The 17365-nt window shown below is 70.3% G+C and carries 13 protein-coding genes and 1 pseudogene; 3 read left to right on the forward strand and 11 right to left on the reverse strand.

The window, feature by feature from the left end; genetic code table 11:
• Positions 1 to 11: 11 nt before the first annotated feature.
• The gene (locus MSPGM_RS23765; RefSeq protein WP_261926028.1) at positions 12 to 1010 is read right to left on the reverse strand and encodes a lipid II:glycine glycyltransferase FemX; all 999 of its coding nucleotides are present in this window, start codon (positions 1008 to 1010) and stop codon (positions 12 to 14) included.
• A 204-nt stretch (positions 1011 to 1214) separates the two neighbouring features.
• Between MSPGM_RS23765 and MSPGM_RS23770 the strand changes: the two genes are divergently transcribed.
• The 3 genes from MSPGM_RS23770 to MSPGM_RS23780 all read left to right on the forward strand — a co-directional run bounded on the left by MSPGM_RS23770 (position 1215) and on the right by MSPGM_RS23780 (position 4259).
• Positions 1215 to 2045 carry a polysaccharide deacetylase family protein gene (locus MSPGM_RS23770; RefSeq protein WP_003606232.1) on the forward strand — a complete coding sequence of 277 codons (831 nt, stop codon included), beginning with the start codon at positions 1215 to 1217 and terminating at the stop codon, positions 2043 to 2045.
• Between the two features lie 137 nt (positions 2046 to 2182).
• The gene (locus MSPGM_RS23775; protein WP_003606230.1) at positions 2183 to 3313 is read left to right on the forward strand and encodes a glycosyltransferase family 4 protein; all 1131 of its coding nucleotides are present in this window, start codon (positions 2183 to 2185) and stop codon (positions 3311 to 3313) included.
• Positions 3314 to 3806: 493 nt separating this feature from the next.
• Positions 3807 to 4259, forward strand: coding sequence for a hypothetical protein (locus MSPGM_RS23780; protein WP_003606228.1), 453 nt, complete (start codon positions 3807 to 3809; stop codon positions 4257 to 4259).
• A gap of 113 nt (positions 4260 to 4372) precedes the next feature.
• Here MSPGM_RS23780 and MSPGM_RS23785 read toward each other — a convergent pair whose 3' ends face one another.
• The 10 genes and pseudogenes from MSPGM_RS23785 to MSPGM_RS23830 form a co-directional block, all read right to left on the reverse strand.
• On the reverse strand, positions 4373 to 6427 hold the full coding sequence (locus MSPGM_RS23785; RefSeq protein WP_015857581.1) for a right-handed parallel beta-helix repeat-containing protein: 2055 nt from the start codon (positions 6425 to 6427) through the stop codon (positions 4373 to 4375).
• Positions 6424 to 8547, reverse strand: a complete 2124-nt coding sequence (locus tag MSPGM_RS23790) for a GumC family protein (protein ID WP_015857582.1) — start codon at positions 8545 to 8547, stop codon at positions 6424 to 6426. Before MSPGM_RS23790 ends, MSPGM_RS23785 begins: the two co-directional genes overlap by 4 nt.
• 178 nt (positions 8548 to 8725) lie before the next feature.
• Entirely contained in the window at positions 8726 to 10096 is a 1371-nt protein-coding gene (locus MSPGM_RS23795; RefSeq protein ID WP_261926029.1) for an O-antigen ligase family protein, read from the reverse strand.
• A 342-nt stretch (positions 10097 to 10438) separates the two neighbouring features.
• A complete protein-coding gene (locus MSPGM_RS23800) occupies positions 10439 to 11422 on the reverse strand; it encodes a hypothetical protein (protein ID WP_261926030.1) in 984 nt (327 codons plus the stop codon).
• A gap of 235 nt (positions 11423 to 11657) precedes the next feature.
• Positions 11658 to 12401 (reverse strand): SDR family NAD(P)-dependent oxidoreductase, encoded by a 744-nt coding sequence (locus tag MSPGM_RS23805; protein ID WP_003604791.1) that lies wholly within the window; start codon positions 12399 to 12401, stop codon positions 11658 to 11660.
• Positions 12398 to 13758: pseudogene (locus MSPGM_RS23810) on the reverse strand (AMP-binding protein). The gene MSPGM_RS23805 and the pseudogene MSPGM_RS23810 overlap by 4 nt, the downstream one beginning before the upstream one ends.
• Positions 13759 to 13763: 5 nt before the next feature.
• Positions 13764 to 14021, reverse strand: a complete 258-nt coding sequence (locus MSPGM_RS23815; protein WP_003604794.1) for a hypothetical protein — start codon at positions 14019 to 14021, stop codon at positions 13764 to 13766.
• Between the two features lie 51 nt (positions 14022 to 14072).
• Complete coding sequence (locus MSPGM_RS23820) at positions 14073 to 14990, reverse strand: alpha/beta hydrolase (protein ID WP_261926031.1); 918 nt, start codon at positions 14988 to 14990, stop codon at positions 14073 to 14075.
• Between the two features lie 17 nt (positions 14991 to 15007).
• Positions 15008 to 15940, reverse strand: a complete 933-nt coding sequence (locus tag MSPGM_RS23825) for an amino acid--[acyl-carrier-protein] ligase (RefSeq protein ID WP_003604799.1) — start codon at positions 15938 to 15940, stop codon at positions 15008 to 15010.
• A gap of 140 nt (positions 15941 to 16080) precedes the next feature.
• Positions 16081 to 17283 carry an acyl-CoA dehydrogenase family protein gene (locus MSPGM_RS23830; RefSeq protein WP_015824653.1) on the reverse strand — a complete coding sequence of 401 codons (1203 nt, stop codon included), beginning with the start codon at positions 17281 to 17283 and terminating at the stop codon, positions 16081 to 16083.
• Positions 17284 to 17365 lie beyond the last annotated feature (82 nt).

Below are 17365 nucleotides of genomic sequence, written 5' to 3' on the forward strand. Positions count from 1 at the left end.
GGATGTCCTGCTCAGCGCGTGGCCAGGATGGCCGTCGCGGCGCGGCGCATCGCCCGGCTCCGGCTGAACAGCCAGAGCGGGTTGGACGCCACGACGTTGCGGCTGGCGCCGCGCTTGAATTCGGTGACGCCCGGATTGCCGGCAGGGTCGATGCCGCCGAGATCGAGCACTGAGGCCCCCTCGCGCTTGGCCCGCTCGATCAGGTGCCAGAGGGCGAGGCGGCCGGCTCCGGTCGCCTTGGCCCGCTCGTTCGAGGCGACGTAGAAATCCGTCCAGCGGTTTGCCGTCCGGTGGATGATCCGCACCAGAACAGGTTCGTCCCGCTCGCGCATTTCGAGGAACAGGAGGTTCGGGTCGTTCGCCGCCAGATCGCGGAAGGCCGCCGTGTCGAGGCTGTTGCGGAAGCCCTTGCGCCGCTTCAGGGCATCGTAGAGGCGGCCGAAGGTCTCGAAGGCCGCCAGCCGCTCGGCCGGACCGGTCGGGAATGTGGTCGTGAGATCCAGGTTTCGCTCGGCGGTCTTGAGCACGTCGCGCCAGCGGCCCTCCATGGCGGAGCGGATCTGGTCCGTCTCCGCGGTCAGATCGAGTTCCAGCGTGTGCGTCCGGGCGGTGACGACCGGCGCGAAGCCGTAGCCGAGCAGGGCAAGCACCGCTGCCGGCGTCTGGAATTGCTGGTAGTTCACGCCGAGCAGATCGAGGCGGCCGAGTTCGAGATGCCCGAGAAAGGCCCGGAACACCGCCTCCGCCCGCTTCTCACCCAGCCGTGTCAGGACCGGGCAGCCCTGCGCCAGGACGACGTGGCCGAGCCAGCGGCGGCGGCGCTGAACCTGGGCGTAGGCGAGCGCCTGCCCGTCACCCGCGCGGATGGCGAGCCGCCGCACGTCCCAGCCGATGCAGCTTTTGTACTCGCCCCAGCGGCGCGACGCGTAGAGATTGGCGCCCGGCTGCTGCCAGACCGCCGCGTCCCAATCGGGATCGTCCGTGACGTCGACGACCGTCAGTTGCCCCACCTTCGAACATCCTCTCCGTGCCGGCCGTTCCGGCGCGGGACAGGCCATGGCCTGCCTAACGCTGATGAGCAAGGGACGAGCCACCGCGCCGTCATCAATATTGAAACCAATATGTCAGATTAACCACGGTCGCTCGGGATGATTTGAGCAGATGCCATCAGCGTATCTCTGTGATAGATGCAGGAATCGGAGGGTGAGACGCGGATGAAGCACTGGGTCAAAACGACGTTGCGCCGCGCGCCGGCCCTGCGCGCGCTCGCCCTGCGCGGGAGCGCCCTGTTCAAGTCGTTGGCCTGCGCCGAGCCCGGTCTCTACACCCTGTGCTACCATCAGGTGCCCGAAGCCCAGCAGGATCGTTTTGCCGCGCAATTGCGCCATCTCGGCCGGTACGGCGATTTCATCGATGCCGACGGGGCCGCCGAGCGCCTCGCCGCGGGTTGGCCGGCCCGCGACCGCGCCTTCCTCGTCACCTTCGACGACGGCTATGCCGACACCTTCGAGGTGGCGCGTCCGGTTCTGCGGGCCCTGGGCATTCCGGGCATCGTCTTCCTCATCAGCGACTGGATCGACGCGCCGCCGAGCACGCCGCCCGGCCTCGACCGGGCGACGTCCCTGTCCCCGAGTGGGCGCCTCTACATGAGACGGGCCGAGATCGCAGCCTGGTGCGCCGACGGCCTCGACATCGGATCCCACACCGCCACCCACCAGCGCCTGAGCCGGCTCGACCGCGCGCGGGTCGCCGACGAGATCACCCGCTCCCGGCGCGACCTTGCTGCCCTCACCGGCCGGGAGATCCGCCATTTCGCCTGCCCCTGGGGTGTCGCCGGCCACGATTTCGATCCGGAGCATGACCCGGCGCTGGCCCTGGAGAGCGGCTACCGGACCTTCTTCACCACGCGGCGCGGCCGGGCGCTGAGCGAAGCGGACCTGCCGGCGATGCCCCGCCACGTGGTCGAGCCGCATTGGCCGGTCTCCGATTTCGAGGCGCTGATGGGCGGCCGCCGGACGGGATGGCGGGCGCGGGGAACGGCTTGAGACGATTTCCAGTCTCGACACGTGTTGACCGCGTCGTCCCGAAAGCCGGTGGTCACCTTTCGAGCCGATGCTCTATCCCTGCCGATCGGCGCCGGGCCGGTTCGGGTCCGCGGCGCCTGACCTGAGGTCGCCCATCCATGGCAACCGGTGCGATGCGCCCGATCGTCGTCGTGACCGGGGCGCTCGCGCCCTACACGCATGTTCTCTACGAGCATCTGGCGGAACGGCTCGCCGGCCGAGACGGCCGGGCCCTGCACGTCCTGTCCTGCACGCCGCGCGAGAGCGCACGGCAATGGGTGATGCCGCCGCCGCGCCTCTACCGGCATGCGGTGCTGCCGGGCTTGCGCTGGCACCGCTCCTCGATCCGCAACCTCTACGTCAACCCGGCGGTGGTGCCGCGGCTCGCCGCCCTCCATCCGGCGGCGGTGGTGCTCAACGACTTCTCGCCGACCATGCTGTTGGCGGCCGGCGCCGCGCGCCTGCGGCGCATCCCCACCCTGATCCGCACCGACGGGGTGCCCGAGACCGATCCCGGCGAGCGCTCGGCCCCGCATCGCTGGCTGCGCCGTGCCATCGTCGCGGGGGCCTCCGCCGGGATCGGACCGAGCGGGGGCAGCGGCGCCGTGCTCGCCCGCTACGGCTTGCCGGCTCGAAACTTCGTCCTGAGCCCGCTCTTTCCAGCCTGGACGCCGCCCGCCCCGCCCCGGCCGGACACCGAACGGCCCTACGACCTCCTGTTCTGCGGCATGCTGAACGAGGAGGTGAAGGGCGCACGCTTCTTCACCGACGTGGTGCTCGGCTGCTGTGCCCGCGGTCGGCGCCTGTCGGTCCGGGTCGCGGGGGACGGCCCGTTGCGGGGGGAGATGGAGGCGCGGTTCGCGCAGGCGGGAATCTCCGCCCACTTCGATGGCTTCCTGGGCCAGGAGGCGCTGCCCGAGGTCTACGCTTCAGCCCGACTCTTCCTGTTTCCGAGCCGCGGCGACGTGTGGGGAATCGTCGTGCAGGAGGCGCTCCAGAGCGGGACGCCGGTGCTCGCCTCACCCCATTCCGGCGCGGCCCGTGGTCTCCTCGAAACCTATGACTGTGGCGAGGTGCGGCCGATGTCGGTGGCGGATTGGGTCGAAGCGGCGCTGCGGCTCCTCGACGATGAGGGCCGCCGCCGGGACCTGCGCCGTGCGGCCGAGCGCGCGCTCCCGCATTTCACGGTGGAGGCGGCCGTCGCGGGATATCTCGATGCCCTCGAGCCCCTTCTGGCGGAGCGCACCTGACCGTGCCATCCGGCCGGATCACGCAATGCGAAGTTGTATTTAGACTTGCTCGCGGCGCAGGACGGAAGGGGCGTTCTGCAGCCGCTCCGGGCGGAGGCTACATTCGACCGCGGAAGCGCAGATACTCGATGTATCCGGCCGGATCAGGGTCAAGCCTTGGTCGATAGTCCGAAAAGGCTAGGACTCACCTCTATCGAACTGCCGAGCGTCTCGCAGGGAAGCGATTAACATTCTATAGCAAATCGAGAATACATCGGCCCTATAAGTGATATTTTTACCACATCTTATTGGAAGACAAACTCGGCAATATCGTCCTTAAAAATTTGACTTGCTTCGGCTGTTTATTTCGAACGATTGTGGTTTTGCGGATCATTCATCGCCCGCTTGTGTCCGCCTGGCATCCATGTCTCGCTGGAAGCGTTTCATAATGGACATAATCAAGAAAATGCGCTGGGAGCGTCCACTTGATCTTGATCGCGTCGAGTCTCAAGAGATGACTGTCGCTTCTCACGACGCTCCGAAGCAGGCCGATAGCCTGACGAGTATTCTGCGTCTCGTCCAATCGGATGCCGATGCGAACGCCTCCTTGGTGGTGGCGTCGCCCTCCTCCTCTCAGGATTGGGCGAACCTGATCGATCGCGTGCGGGCCGCCGCCCAGCGGACGCGCGAAGTCGAGGCGCAGGCTCAGGAGCAGGAGCAGCGCGTGCACGAACTGCTGGAACGCGTTCGTGACGACGTGAAGCTCGCCAGCGAGCGGGTCCGGGCCGCGGAGACCAAGGCGGCCAACGTGCAGGCTCAGGCCGAGCAGCGCATCCGCGCGGCGGAAGAGCGGGCCGAGGCTGCCGAGGAGCGTGCGCGGATCGCCGAGGATTGGCTGAAGCAGGTGCACGAGGCCATCGTCAGCGAGTTCTCGACCCTCACCGAGGTGCCGTCCAAGGCTGCGTGAGACCTCCGCGGTCGTGATCCCGATCGGCGATGAATTGGCTCGTCGCCGATTGCCCCCGCAACGGCCGGACCCTCAGGGAGAGCCGGTCGCGGGTCGGCCTCGGTGCTGCTTAGTCAGCGCCGCGCGTCCGTGAACGGCGAGGCCGGTAACCCATCCCGCCGCATCTTCGACGGGTCGAGGCGAAGCGTGATGCCGCGCTCGGCGGTGAAGCGGGCCAGCGCCTCGAGGTCTCCCGGATTCGGGGCCGGGCCGTCAAGGTGGGTGTTGAACAGGATGATCTGCCGGCTCGCCTCCGCCTTGTCGGTGAGCGCGAGGTCGTCGCTCCCGATGCTCACGTTGTCGACGATCTGGTTGTTGCGCGCCACGCCCGGCTCGTCGGTCAGTGCCTCTGCAAGCTTCGGATAGCGCATCCGCCAGGGCGGGGCGTCGAGCGGCATCGCGGCGAAGGCGGCCCGGAACTCCGAATCCGCTTCGTTCAGCGATGGCTTCATCCACGTCAGACCCCGCGCATCGAGGGCGACCATCGGGCTCGACGCGACGAAGACGTTGCGGGTGATCGTGTTGTCGTTGCCGCCGCCGATGAAGACCGGCTGCTGCACATTGACGAACAGGTTGCGGCGGATGGTGAAGCCGCTCGCCATGTCGTCGAGATAGACGCCCTTCACCTCCATTCCCGGCCCGGTGCGGATGTCGTGGACATAGTTGTCCTCGATGATCGAGCCGCGGGCGGTGAAGTCGCGTCCGGCATAGATCGCGCCGGTATCGCTCAGGCCGTGGATCAGGCGGGCGACCTCATTGCCGCGAAACACGTGGTCGTTGCCGCGCAGGTAGATGGCGTAGCCGATCGCGTCGGTGATGAGGTTTCCGCTCGCCTCCGCGCCGACGCCGTCGAGTTCGATCGCGGAACTCTGGGTCTGGCTCAGCCGCGAGAAGCGGGTGAAGCGGGTGTCGCGCACGAACAGCCCGCCCCGCCGGAGCGTGGCGCGGTCGCCGCCGACGAGGCGGACCGCGCTCGCGCCGATATCATGGATCGCGCTGCCGGAGACGCCACCCCCGGTCACCCCCTCGAACACCGCCGCCCGGCCTGCCGTCCAGGCCAGTTCGCTCGCGCGGATCTCGATATCCTCGCCCCCCCGCACGACGATCAGATCGCCGCGCGCGCGCTCCAGCCGAAGCCGCTCGATGCGCAGATGCCGCGCGCCATCGGCCCGGATCAGCGTCTCGGCGAGGCTGACTTCAAGGTCGGCCGCGCCGGGAGACGGCCAGGCCAGCAGCAGGCCGCTCTCGCCGTCGCGCCACCATTCGCCGGGTTCATCGAGGGCACCGAGCGCATGGACCAGCCGCATCCGGGCGCCGTCGCGAATGCCCTCGTAGGGCGGCTGGTCCAGTTCGAGCTGGCGGCGGCGCGGATCGACCTGCGCCACATGAAGCGTTTCCAGAAGCCAGTCCCAGCGCCAGAAGCCCTCCACCCACAGGTCGCGCTCCAGGGACAGATCGGGCATGCCCGGCTCGTCCTTGAGGGTGAACGCCAAGCCCCCCGCTTCGGCAGCGGCAACCGTCGTCCAGCCGGAGTTCGGCCCAGGATTTGGCCCAGGGTTCGGCCACTGCGCCGGGCGCAGCGCACCGCCCGCATCGAAGATCTCGGTGACGCGCGGGTGCGTCTCGCGTAGGCGCCGCGGCGCGCGGTAGGCGAGCTCCCCGCGCAACGCCTCGGGCAATTGGTAGGCACGCACCGCGCCGCGGGCCGAGGTCGGCAACCGCGCGCGCAGGCGCGGCGGCAGCGATGCGGGCGCAAGGGGCACGCTGCCGACGAGCCGGCTCGATCCGTCGGCGGCCCCGCGCAGGATCAGGGGCGCCTCGGCCGTGCCGGCATGGTCGGGGCCGATCTGGACGGGCGCCGAGATCCGGTGCGTTCCGGGTTCCAGCTCGACGACGATCGCCCGCCCCTCGCCCTGACGGCGTAGCGCGGCGACATATGCAAGCGCCCGCGGCAGGTCCGCAAAGCGGTTGTCGCGACGGGGGGCTCTGTCTCCGGTGGGCGCAACCCGCAGGACCAGCGGCGCTTTCGCCTCGCCGCCCCGAACCTCCGCGGTCAAGCCGAAGAGCGGCGATCCGACGAGGACGGCGGCGAGGAGCGCGGCCGCGCTCCGCAGCGGGCCGAGGCTCACCCCTCGGCCTCGGCGTCGGTCATGACGAGCTGCACCCGTGGGTCGCGGCCGAGGGCGTCGAGCGCCCGCCGCAGCCGGGCGGTGCCGCTGCGGGCGGCGCTGGCCGTCAGCAGCAGGGCCGGGAAGCGCTGGTCCTGGGCGAGGCGCTCGGCGGCGATGTCGGTGCCGATCAGCCCGATATCGACGAAGACGGTGTCGAAGGCAGAAGCCGCCGTCAGGATCGCCCCGGTATAGGCCGCGGTGCCGAGGCGCAGGGCCGCGTCGTCGTAGGGCAGGATCTTGACCCCGGTCGGCCCCTCGACCAGCGCGTCGCTAAGCCCCGAATGCGTCCGCAGCACTTCGGCGGCGCCGCGCTTGGCCTGGCTCCGGAGATCGCGCGAGATCATCGCCTCCGGGTCGGCATCGACGAGCAGCACCCGCTGGCCGTCGAGCGCGGCCGAGGCGGCGAGGCTGCGCGCCAGCTCCGACTTTCCGCTCCGGTCGTCCGCCGAGGTGACGAGGACCACCGTCGGCCGCGTGGCCCCGAAATCGCGCTGCAGACGGCTGCCGAGACGGGCCACAGCCACGTCGTAGGCGGTGTCGGCGCGCAGGGATTCGCTGCCGGCCTTGCTCCGCGTCCTAGTCGGCACCTTGGCCGGAAGGGCAGCGACCACGGGGAGCCCCGCGAGCTGCTGAAACCGGCGGCGCGAACCGATCCGCCCCGCGGCCGGCACGGCGAGGAGGGCGAGCGCGGTGCCGAGGCCGAGCCCGGCCGCCAGCGCCGCGGCGAAGATGGCCGGGATCGGCGGGCCGAGCCGGCGCTCCGGCAGCGAGGCGGGCGAGATGACGCGCGAGGTCGAGGTATCGAGGCGCTGCTGCTCCTGAAGCTCGCGGGCGCGGACGAGGAAGGCTTCGTAGACCGCGCGGCTCGCTTCGACCTGCCGCTCCAGTTCGCGCAGGCGCACGAAGCTCTTGTCGACGGACAGAGCCTCCTTCTTGCGGCTCTCCAGAGTGGCGGCGAGCGAGGCCTCGTTGGCCTGCGCCGACCGATAGTCGTTGCGCGTGGCTGCCGCGATGCGGCGGATCTCGGCGTTGATGTCGTTGCGCAGGGTCTGCACCTGCAGCTCGCCGGTGCGCAGGGTGGGGTGACGGGGGCCGAGGTTGGACAGGGTGTCGGCTCGGGCCGCCTCGATCTGGGCGAGCTGGGCCCGCAATTGCGCGACCGTCGTGGACTGGACGATTTCGGTCACCGAGTTGAGGTCGGCCCGCCCGTTGGCGACCGCCTCGATCTGGGCGAGCCGCCCGCGCAGCTCGCCGGCCCGGGCACGCGCCGCGCCGAGCTGCTGGTTGAGCTGGGTCAGCGCCTGCTCACTGACGAGCTGGCCGCGGGTGCCGACCAGGTTGTTGGCGGCGCGGAACTTCTGCGCCTTGTCCTCGGCCTGCCGGAGGTCGTCCTGCAACTCGCCGAGCCGGCTCGACACCGCCTCGCCGGCCTTGCGGGTGACCTGCGCCTGCGCCTGCGAGACGGTGGTGAGGTAGGTTTCGGCGATGGCCTGGGCGAGTTCGGCGGATTTCCGGCGCTCCTCGCTGGAGACGGCGAGCTCGACCACGAAGCTGCGCTCCAGGCGGCGCGCGGTGGTGCGATCGCGCAGCGTGCGCAGGGCGGTGAGCGTGTCGTCGGCAGGGCCGCCGGCGGTGACGATCAGCGAGGAGAGGCGGCTCTTGAGCGTCTCGAGCGGCGAGGCGGGACGAACGAAGTCCGGGTCCTGGTCGAGCTTGAACCGAGTCACGACCTGCCGCAGCACCTCGTCGGAGATGAGGACCCGGATCTGGCTGTCGACGAGGAACAGGCTCGCATCGCTCGCCTGATCCGAGGGCGTCACGCCGTCCTTGACCACTTGGATGCCGCGCGGGTCGATCAGGATCTGCGTCACGGCGGCGTAGAGCGGCGGCACCAGCGCGAGCCATGCCACCGCCGCCACCAAGAGGAGCACAGCCGGGGCCAGCACGAGCGCCCAGCGCGCGCGCAGGGCCCGTCCGATCTCACGCGGGTCGAGGAACCAGGGTTCAGGCGTCACGTCCGGCTTGCCCGGCTCGGCGCCGACGAAGAACCGCGAAGGCATCCGCTCGATCATCGTCATCGCGAAACTCTCGAACAATACGCGCCTGCGGGCCTCGGCAGCCCGCAGCAACCGATCCGGTCCGCCATGCCCGTCCCCGAGTGGGTCGTCCGGGGACGATCCTTCCCGTTTCGGGACAGCGGCGGCGGGCCGAAGGTAGTTTGGGTCTCACACTTCAAGATGTGCGCCAGGATGCGCATCACGCGGACGCCGCAACCGGGAGACCGAAGGCGGTGGCTGCCGGAACGGGCGTGGCCGCGCCCACGGGCTCGCGACGCAGGGCGCCGATGCGGGCATAGGCCAACAGCCCCACGAAGGTGAGGACGTTGATGTTCCAGTCCTGAAAGATGCCCGGCGTCGTCATGCCGTTGAGGATCAGGAAGAACACGCAGGTGGCGACGAGGCGGCGTCCGGGACGGTCGAGCTTCATCCCCCAGCGCAGGGCGGTCCCCAGCACCATCGCGCAGAGGCCGAGCCCGATCAGGCCGGTGCCGGCCCAGGCGCTGAGCACCATGTTGTGCGAGCTGGAGATGAACACGGCGTCGCGTGCCAGCGTCTCCGCCAAAGCCGTGGTGGGAATGAGGAGCTGGATGAAGCGGTCTCCGGCGGCGTAGCCGGCGCCGACGAAGCGGTCCTTGGTCGCCTCGATGAAGACCGGCCAGAAGGTGCCGCGCCCGGTGGCGTCGGCCAGCTCCTCCGGGGGCTTCTGCAGCACGACCGAAACCACGTCGAGCAGGGCGGGGAAGGCCGACAGGCCGACCATCAGCACCACGAACACGATCAGGTAGACGGTGAAGGCCGTGTAGCCGAGGAGGCGCAGCCGGGGGTGACGCGACGCCACCATCAGGCCGGGGGCTGCCGCGATGAGCGAGGCGGTGCTCGCGGCCGAGCCCGCGATGACGAAGCCGACGAAGGCAAGCAGGAGATGGGCGCGCCGGTGCGGGATGCGGTCGTCGAAGATGACGAGGAAGGCGTGCGCGGCGCAGAGATAAGGCATCAGGTTGTGCTTGGCCGACGAGAACACGACCCCATGCGCGAAATTGTCGAGGATGATCGGCGTCGTGGCGACCAGCCACGCGACGGTGAACAGCGCGAACAGGTTGGCCAGCCGCCGCTCGATATCGCTGCGGTCGAAGATCAGGATCGAGGTGAGCGTGAAGATCGCCAGCTCCACGGTCCGATAGACGGTGTAGCTCGGCACGATTGACCACGCGGTGCTGAGGCCGTTCACGAGGATCATCAGCGTGAACGGCAGGTACGGCATCGAGAACGCCACCAGCAGGACGCGCCGGTCCACCGCGATCCGGGCGATGAGATAGAGCCCGGTCAGCCCGGTCATGACGATGAGCGCGAGGTTGGAGGCCGTCAGCCCCTGCTCCAGCACCGCGTTGCCGTCATCCCGCGGGACGTTGAAGACCAGCGGCAGCAGCGCGAAGATCGTCGTCAGGGCGAACGGGACCGCCAGCGGACCGTTCAGCGGCCCCATCCGGGTCTCGAGTCGGTGGCGCGCCAGCGGGTAGAACAGCACGAACCAGACCGCCACCGCGACGACCAAGAGGAAGTTCAGCATTCCGGCACTTCCATGGAACGTCGTCTCGGTCTGGTCCGGGTGTCGAGAAAGCCGAACTCGTGCCCCGCCGATCCCGTGCGGGCCAACACTCCGTGGAGTCTTGGTTTATGGCGTCTTTCAGGCTGTGAGGCGTGCGCGCGACTTCGTGACCACTCGGAACAGCGCCCGATCGATCTCGCGGCGGCTTCATCGGACCGTCGGCTTACGCTGAGCGCTAGAAGCTGCTGCCCTAGGCGGATCGCCGCGTGGAGGCGCGCGACGACATCGGCCGGAAACCGCATCGATCCTTGTTTCGACGGGTTTCTCGGCCCGGAACGGCGCCGCTTCGGCGGATAAGCGCCCTCAGGCACCGAACAGGACGACCTCGGTATAGGTGAGGTCTCCGGTGGCCGGCGGGTTCGGGCCACGGGCGTATTTCGGGGCGCGGCCCTCGAAGAAGTGTCCGGCAAAGCCCGGCAGCTTGCCGACGGCATCGAGCACGAACCACGGCATGGCGTGGTGCAGCATGAGATGCCGGCCGATCGCGCCGAGGAAGGCGGACAGGTCGAGCGCGGTCGAGCGGTAGACGAGCTGAAGGCAGGGCAGGCGCGGCCACCGGGTTTCCCCCGGCCGCAGCTTGATGGCGCGCCGCTGGAACAGGACGGCCCACGCCTTCTCCCCATCGGAACAGACGAGGCCGATGCAGCCATAGGCGAGGTGATCAGCCACCAGCCGGGCCTCCGGCTCCGGCAGCAGGCGAAGGGTCTCCGGCGTGGCCACGCGGACGCGGCGCCCCCGGCCGAGGCCGGCGAGCAGCGGCATCACGAGCATCTGGCCCGAGCAGACCGGCTTGAAGCCGCGCGCCTTGTGCATCTGCCACGTCTGCGGAGCCGGCGAGACGTTGGTGTAGGTCACCCGCCGGTCGCGCATGGCGAAGCCGTCGAGCAGGGTACCCAGCGCGCGGAATTCCGGCAGAACGTACCAGCTCGAGAGGTTGCAGCGCAGATGCGTGCCGGCCTCGTCCGTCACCATGCGGTAGAGTGCGAGCAGGACGCCGACGATGGCCCCGTCCCGTTCCAGCACATAGCCGTAGCGCGGCACGTCGTCGGGCAGCGGCTGCGTGCGGTGCCGGTCGAGCCCGGTCCGCCAATAGGCTTCGGAGCGATCGGGGAAGCCGACTTGTAGCAGCCGCACCACGGAGGCGAGGTCATCCTCCTCGATGGTGCGGCAGCGGACCTTGACCCGCGCGCTGCGGACGCCCTCCCCGCGGGTGGGACGTCTTCCACGGTCTCGCTCACCCCAATCATCGGCGGCTCCCTCCGGCTCGTCGCGCTGTCCGGAACCCATTTCGTCCAACGGCTCCGCGCGATCGAACCGTGAGCAAGGCGCGCTCTCGTCCCACTCGGAGACGCGCTCGAAACAGAGCGAAATCAATGCCAGCCAGCCGATGCCGTTTCGGGACTGCCAGTCTTGTTGAATGGATTGGTATAGGCGTCGATTTGTCGCCCAAGCCATCCAAAATATATTGATTTAGCGGAAATTTTCGTCGAGTGAAGCCTCGGTTCAAGGTCACTGGCCGGCTTCAGGCGGTGCTGCCGGCGTCGATGGTGAGCACCGTGCCGGTGACGTTGCGGGCGCGGTCCGACATCAGGTAGGCGACGGCGTCGGCCACGTCCTGCGGCTCGGCCAGCCGCTTGAGGGCGCTGCGGTTGGCCACGCGCCCGCGCTCCGCCTCGTCCATCTCGCCGGTCATCGCTGTCTCGATGAAGCCGGGCGCCACCGCATTCACCGTCACCCCGAGCCGCCCGACCTCGCGGGCGAGCGACTTGGTGAAGCCGATCATCGAGGCCTTGGTCGCGGCATAGACCGACAGGGCGTTGTAGCCGGTGAAGGCGATGATCGAGCTGACATTGACGATGCGGCCGGCGCCGGCCGTCATCATCCCACGGGCGAGGTACTTGGTCAGCACCATCGGCGCGAGGGTGTTGAGGTGGACGAGTTCGGCGATCTTCGAAGCCGGCATCGTCGTCAGCAGGCCCGGCGTGCCGAGCGCGGCGTTGTTGACGAGGCCGTAGACCGGCCCATGCTCGGCCCGGATTCTCTGGGCGAGAGCCTGGAGCGCGTCGATCTCGCCGAGATCTGCGGCCATGAAAGCGATCCGGCCGGGGGCAGCCACTTGCGCCGCCTCCAGCGCCTCGCTCGGGCGCCGGGCGAGCGCCACCACGCGAAACCCGTCGGCGGCGAGCGTTTCGGCCATGGCGAGGCCGAGCCCCCGGCTCGCGCCCGTGACGACGACGAGGCGTCCGGTCTTGAGATCGTCGCTCACGCGCCCCTCCGCACCAGCTTGCCGCCCGACGTGATCGGCAGCGCATCCACGAATTTCACGCTCGCCGGCACCTTGTGTCCGGCCAGGCGCGGGCGGCAGTGGGCGATGATCGCCTTCTTCAGCGCCGCCTGATCCGTGCCCGCGTCGGCGCGCAACACCACCTCCGCCTCGACCACCGCGCCGAGGATCGGGTTGGGTCGCGCCCGCACCCGGGACATCGAGATGCCGGGGAAGACGTTGATGACGGTCTCGACCTCCTCCGGCTGCACCTTGGCGCCGCCGACATTGATCACGCCGCTGCGCCGGCCGAGGAAGTGGTAGCGCTCGCCCCGTCGCTCCACGAGGTCGCCGGTGTCGATGAAGCCGTCCCCGGCGATCAGCGCCTCGGGCGCCGCGCCGAGATAGCGCCGCCCGGTTCGGCCGGAGCGCACGAACAGGCTGTCCTCGCGCACGGTGATCTCGATCCCGGCGCGGGTGCCGATCAGCGCGGCCGGGAAACCCTCCTGCCCGTCCTCGACGGTGAAGCCGACCCCGCCCTCGGTCGAGGCGTAGGCGTGGGCGATGCGCGCCTCAGGGAAGGCGTCGCGCAGGGCGTCGAGGATGTTCTGGTCGGCGATCTCGCCCGAGAGCCGCACATAGCGGGGGCTCAGCCGGTCGAGCGCCGCGCTCATCAGAGCGAGGCGCCAGTGCGAGGGCGTGCCGAGGATGTGGGTGACGCCCGCCGCGCCGACGCGGACGAGATAGTCGCGCACCGGCTCGCCCGCGTCGGAGAGCACGAGCGAGGACGGCCCGAGCATCGCCCGCAGGAACACTTGGAGGCCGCCGTAGCGGCGGATGTCGTAGAAGGCGCTCCACACCGTGCCGGGCTCCGGCGCCGCAGCCGTGTTGATGCCGCCGGCGAGGCCTTCGAGGGTGTGGGCGACGAGCTTCGGCGCGCCGGTGGTGCCGGAGGTGGCCAGTGCCCACTCCGTCTCCCGCGATGTCTCGGAGCCCGCGCGGAACGCGTCGGCCGCGTCGATGCGGGGCAGGCCCGGTAGCGCGTCGGGGGACAGCCCCTCGGCATCGGCGACGCAGATCTCCGCCTCGGAATCGTGAGCGATCCGGGCGATGTGCTCCGGCGCGAGCTTCGGGGGACGAGGGCGAGCCGGGCCGCGAGGCCGTCGAGCGCGATCATGGCGCGGGCCGCCGCCATCTGCCCGCCGACGGCGAGCAGCACCCGGCGGCCGGCGAGCGCCGCGGTCACGGCGGCGTCACGCTCGCCGGAAACGATCCCGGCGAGATCTTTTTTGCTGCGGTGGTCGGACAGGAACAGGCCCTCGAGTCCGCCCGCCGCCAGAAGTCTCTCGCGCAGGATCATCGGGGTCAGGCCGCCTGTCGGGCCGCGGCGCGGTCGTAGAGGGCGACGAGGTCGCCGACCGTCACCGGCAGGTCGGAAGCATCCATCTCGCCGAACGGGTCGGCGCCGGTGAGATCCTCCATCCGCGCGACGAGGAGCGCGAAGCAGAGCGAGTCGAACTCGGTGTCGAGCATCACGAGGTCGTCGGTGATCGGCGGCATCGCCTTTTCCTGCTCGGCGGCGATGGCGGCGATCTCGGCGAAGACGGTCTCACGCAGGGACATGGTGGCTCTCCTCAAGGCTGGGTGGGGCAAAGGGGTGGGCAAGGGGTGGGGTTAGAGGGCGCCGCGGAGGCAGGCGCCGAAGTCGCGGGCGATCTCGGACAGGATCGGCCGGCCGCGCGGCATCAGCCGCCCGAGGCCGTAGAAGAAGTGGATCATGCCGGCGTGAACGGTGTGGGCGGTCTCGACGCCTGCCCGCTCCAGACGCGCGGCATAGGCCGCCCCCTCGTCGCGGACGGGATCGTATTCCGCCATGTGGATGCGGGCCGGCGGCAGGCCGGTCAGGTCCGCCTCACGCAGGGGCGAGAGACGGGGCGACGGGCCGGCGGCTTCGGGACCGCAGGCCGCAAGGTCGCGCCGGATCGTCGCCTCGTCGAGGAAGTATCCTTGCGCGAAATCGCGGCGCGAGGGGTGGCTGCCGTGCACGTCGAGCACGGGGCAGATCAGGAGCTGCGCCCGGATCGAGCCGCCGCGCCGCTCCTGGCAGACCCGTGCGGCGAGCCCAGCCCCGGCGGAATCGCCGCCGATCCCGAGCCGGGCCGGATCGATCCCGAGCGTGTCCGCCTGTGCGGCCACCCCATCCATCGCCGCCAGCGCGTCGTCGAGGGCGGCCGGGAACGGGTGTTCGGGCGCGAGCCGGTAATCGACCGAGACGACGCGCAGGGCGCCGGCCTCGGCCAGCACCCGGCAGAGTCCGTCATGGGTGTCGAGGCCGCCGGTCACGAGGCCGCCGCCGTGTAGGTAGACGAGGCCGGGTCCACTTGCGCTGCCCTCTAGCGCGTAGAGCCGCGCGGAAATCGGCCCGGCCGGACCCGGCAGGACGAGATCGCGGGTCGCGACGCCCTCGGCGCTTAGCCCGGCGAGGCGCGCGAGCCCGCGCATCCCCTCCCGGCGGGCCTCGAGGGTGATGCCGTCCGAGCTTCCGAGCGCCATCATGTCGAGGAAGCGGCTGACATGCGGATCGAGCGGCATCGGACGGCGCCTTGACGTCAGAGCTTCAGCGCCGCGCGGACCGGGGCCGGCCACGCGTCGATGCGCTCGCCGTGGGTGGCGAACAGGGCCACCGCGAGGCGGTCCATGCCGAAGGCGACGCAGCCGGTATGGGCGGGCTCGCCATCCTCCAGGTTGAGGCCCCAGGTCGTGCCGAAATGCTCGCGGTGATAGTTAAAGCTCATGCAGGCGGTGCCGGCGGCCGCCCCCCGGAGCGGGATCAGCAGCTCGAACTTCAAGGCCTGTTCGAGCTGGCTGAAGGCCATGATCTGGCCGAGCCGGCCGAAGAACGGGTCGCTCGCGGTCTCGACCGTGTAGGGCAGCCCGAGTTCGTCGGCCATCGCGGTGGCGGTCGCGATCCAGCTCTCGCGGAAGGCGACGATCTGCTCCGGCGTGCCGATGCGGACGTATTCGCGCATCCGGAAGGATTGCAGCCGGTCGAGATGGCGCGAGGGTTCGCGGCGGAAGCAGTCGCAGGCGACATCGAAGCGGTAGCCGGTGGCCGGCACCGCGCCGCGGGCGGCGGCGATCGGGTAGACCGGGTAGCAGGCGGCCGGGGTCAGAACGAGGTCGGCGGTCTCGAGGTCCGCGGTCCAGTCGCCGCCCTCCAGATGCTTGTCGGCCGACGCGCGGATCTCCGTCTCGGTGCCTTCCAGGCAGGAGACGCAGCCGAGAAGGTTCGGGAAGCTCTTGAGGTAGCCGTGCCGCTCCAGATGCGCCCGGCTCATCACCGGCGGGAAGCGGAACACTTCCGTCTCGGCCTCGCGCCGCGCCGAGATGAAGGCGGCCAGCGCCTCCACCACCGACTCGTAGGCGCCGGTGCGGGCGTAGACGCCCTGCGCGTTCATCGGCTTGAACATCGCGTCGAACAGGGCGTCGAGCGGGTCGGTCGCGGGCGGCGAGGCCGGCGCGTTCATCACGGGCATGTTCATGGCGGGCAGTCCTTCGGCAAAGGGGGCAGTGGAGCCTTTGCTCCGCCTGTCGGGCGCGAAGAGCGCCCCGCGGAGCGAGAGCCAAGGTCGCCGAGGCGACCGCCGGCGTTCGAGGCGGGAACGAACCTCGCTGAGCGCCTTCAGGCGCTGAGCGAGGCGGCGACGGGCGACATCAGCGTCGCGGTGGCGAGGTTGGCCAGGATCCGGTCGTTGTGGATCATGATCGGCGCCGAGAGGATGTCGCGCAGCGCCCGGCCGATGCTGAACGCGCCGTCCTGACGGTAGCCGGCCAGCCCGTTGGCGCGCAGCGCGCTCGACACGGTGGCGACGGCGAGTTCGGAGACTTCGACCTTGAGCATCGTCAGCGCGGTCTGCACGTCGAGGCCGGCCAAAGCCGCCGGGTCGCCCTCGGCTCCCTCGAAGGTGTCGAGCGCCTGCGTGACGAGGGCGCGGGCCTGCTTCAGGCTGGAGACGGCGCGGGCGTAGTGCAGCGCGCCGGGCGGGGCGACGCCGCCCGCGCCGCGCATCGCCGTGCGGGTGAAGGCCTGCGCGCGATCGACGGCGGAGGCGGCGATGCCGGTCCAAGCGCTCGACCAGAGGATGTGCGAGACCGGCGTCATGGTCCGGTTGTGGATGTCGCTGTAGCGGGCGGCGAGCACCTGCTCGGGGCGACCGCGGGCGACGAGTCGGAAGCCGCTGCTGCAGGTGCCGCGCATGCCGAGCGTTTCCCAGCCGCTCAGGCGCTCCAGGGTGTAGTCCTCACGCAGGAAGACGCAGAGCACTTGGTCGGAGGGGCCGGCCTCGGCCGAGCGGCGGGCGACGGTGACGACGCCGTCGGCCTGGGCGCCGTAGGAAATTACGGTCGCGGCCCGCTCCAGGGTGACCGCATCGCCGTCGGCCTCGATCGCCGCGGAGGAGGAGCGGACATTGCCGCCACCCTGGCCCTCGGTCGTCGAGGACGCCATCAGGAGCTGTTCGCCGGCGATGCGGCGCAGGAGGCCGTCCTGCCAGGGCTCGCCGCGGCCATGCCGGATCAGGCAGGCCACCTTGGTCTGGTGCATGGCGAAGATCATCGCCGATGAGGCGCAGGCGCGGCCCAGCACGTAACAAACTTCGGCCAGCATCCGGACGGAGGCGCCCTCCCCGCCGAGTTCGATCGGCACGGCCGCACCGAGCAGGCGCTGCGAGCGGAAGGCGGCGACGGCTTCCTCGGGGAAGCGCCCGTCGCGGTCCACCGCGTCCGCATGGGTGGCGGCGATCGCGGCGGCGGCCGCCGCGCGGGTCAGAAGGTCGGCGGCATCGCCGACGTAACCGTCCGGCCGGGTCGTGGGCTGCATCGTCATGGCTGGGCTCCGTTGGACTGAAGCCGGCCGGGCCGGCGGCACGTCAGGGATGTTCGTGAGGGGCGGCGCAGTCTGGGCGATC

It is taken from the genome of Methylorubrum sp. GM97 (assembly GCF_024347855.1).
GTDB lineage: Bacteria > Pseudomonadota > Alphaproteobacteria > Rhizobiales > Beijerinckiaceae > Methylobacterium > Methylobacterium extorquens.

Excerpts from the sequence above, each read along its gene's own strand:
- MSPGM_RS23770 (WP_003606232.1), top strand. The coding sequence starts at position 1,215 with ATGAAGCACTGGGTCAAAACGACGTTGCGCCGCGCGCCGGCCCTGCGC.
- MSPGM_RS23775 (WP_003606230.1), top strand. The coding sequence starts at position 2,183 with ATGGCAACCGGTGCGATGCGCCCGATCGTCGTCGTGACCGGGGCGCTC.
- MSPGM_RS23780 (WP_003606228.1), top strand. The coding sequence starts at position 3,807 with ATGACTGTCGCTTCTCACGACGCTCCGAAGCAGGCCGATAGCCTGACG.
- MSPGM_RS23790 (WP_015857582.1), bottom strand. The coding sequence starts at position 8,547 with ATGACGATGATCGAGCGGATGCCTTCGCGGTTCTTCGTCGGCGCCGAG.
- MSPGM_RS23795 (WP_261926029.1), bottom strand. The coding sequence starts at position 10,096 with ATGCTGAACTTCCTCTTGGTCGTCGCGGTGGCGGTCTGGTTCGTGCTG.
- MSPGM_RS23800 (WP_261926030.1), bottom strand. The coding sequence starts at position 11,422 with ATGGGTTCCGGACAGCGCGACGAGCCGGAGGGAGCCGCCGATGATTGG.
- MSPGM_RS23815 (WP_003604794.1), bottom strand. The coding sequence starts at position 14,021 with ATGTCCCTGCGTGAGACCGTCTTCGCCGAGATCGCCGCCATCGCCGCC.
- MSPGM_RS23820 (WP_261926031.1), bottom strand. The coding sequence starts at position 14,990 with ATGCCGCTCGATCCGCATGTCAGCCGCTTCCTCGACATGATGGCGCTC.
- MSPGM_RS23825 (WP_003604799.1), bottom strand. The coding sequence starts at position 15,940 with ATGAACATGCCCGTGATGAACGCGCCGGCCTCGCCGCCCGCGACCGAC.
- MSPGM_RS23830 (WP_015824653.1), bottom strand. The coding sequence starts at position 17,283 with ATGACGATGCAGCCCACGACCCGGCCGGACGGTTACGTCGGCGATGCC.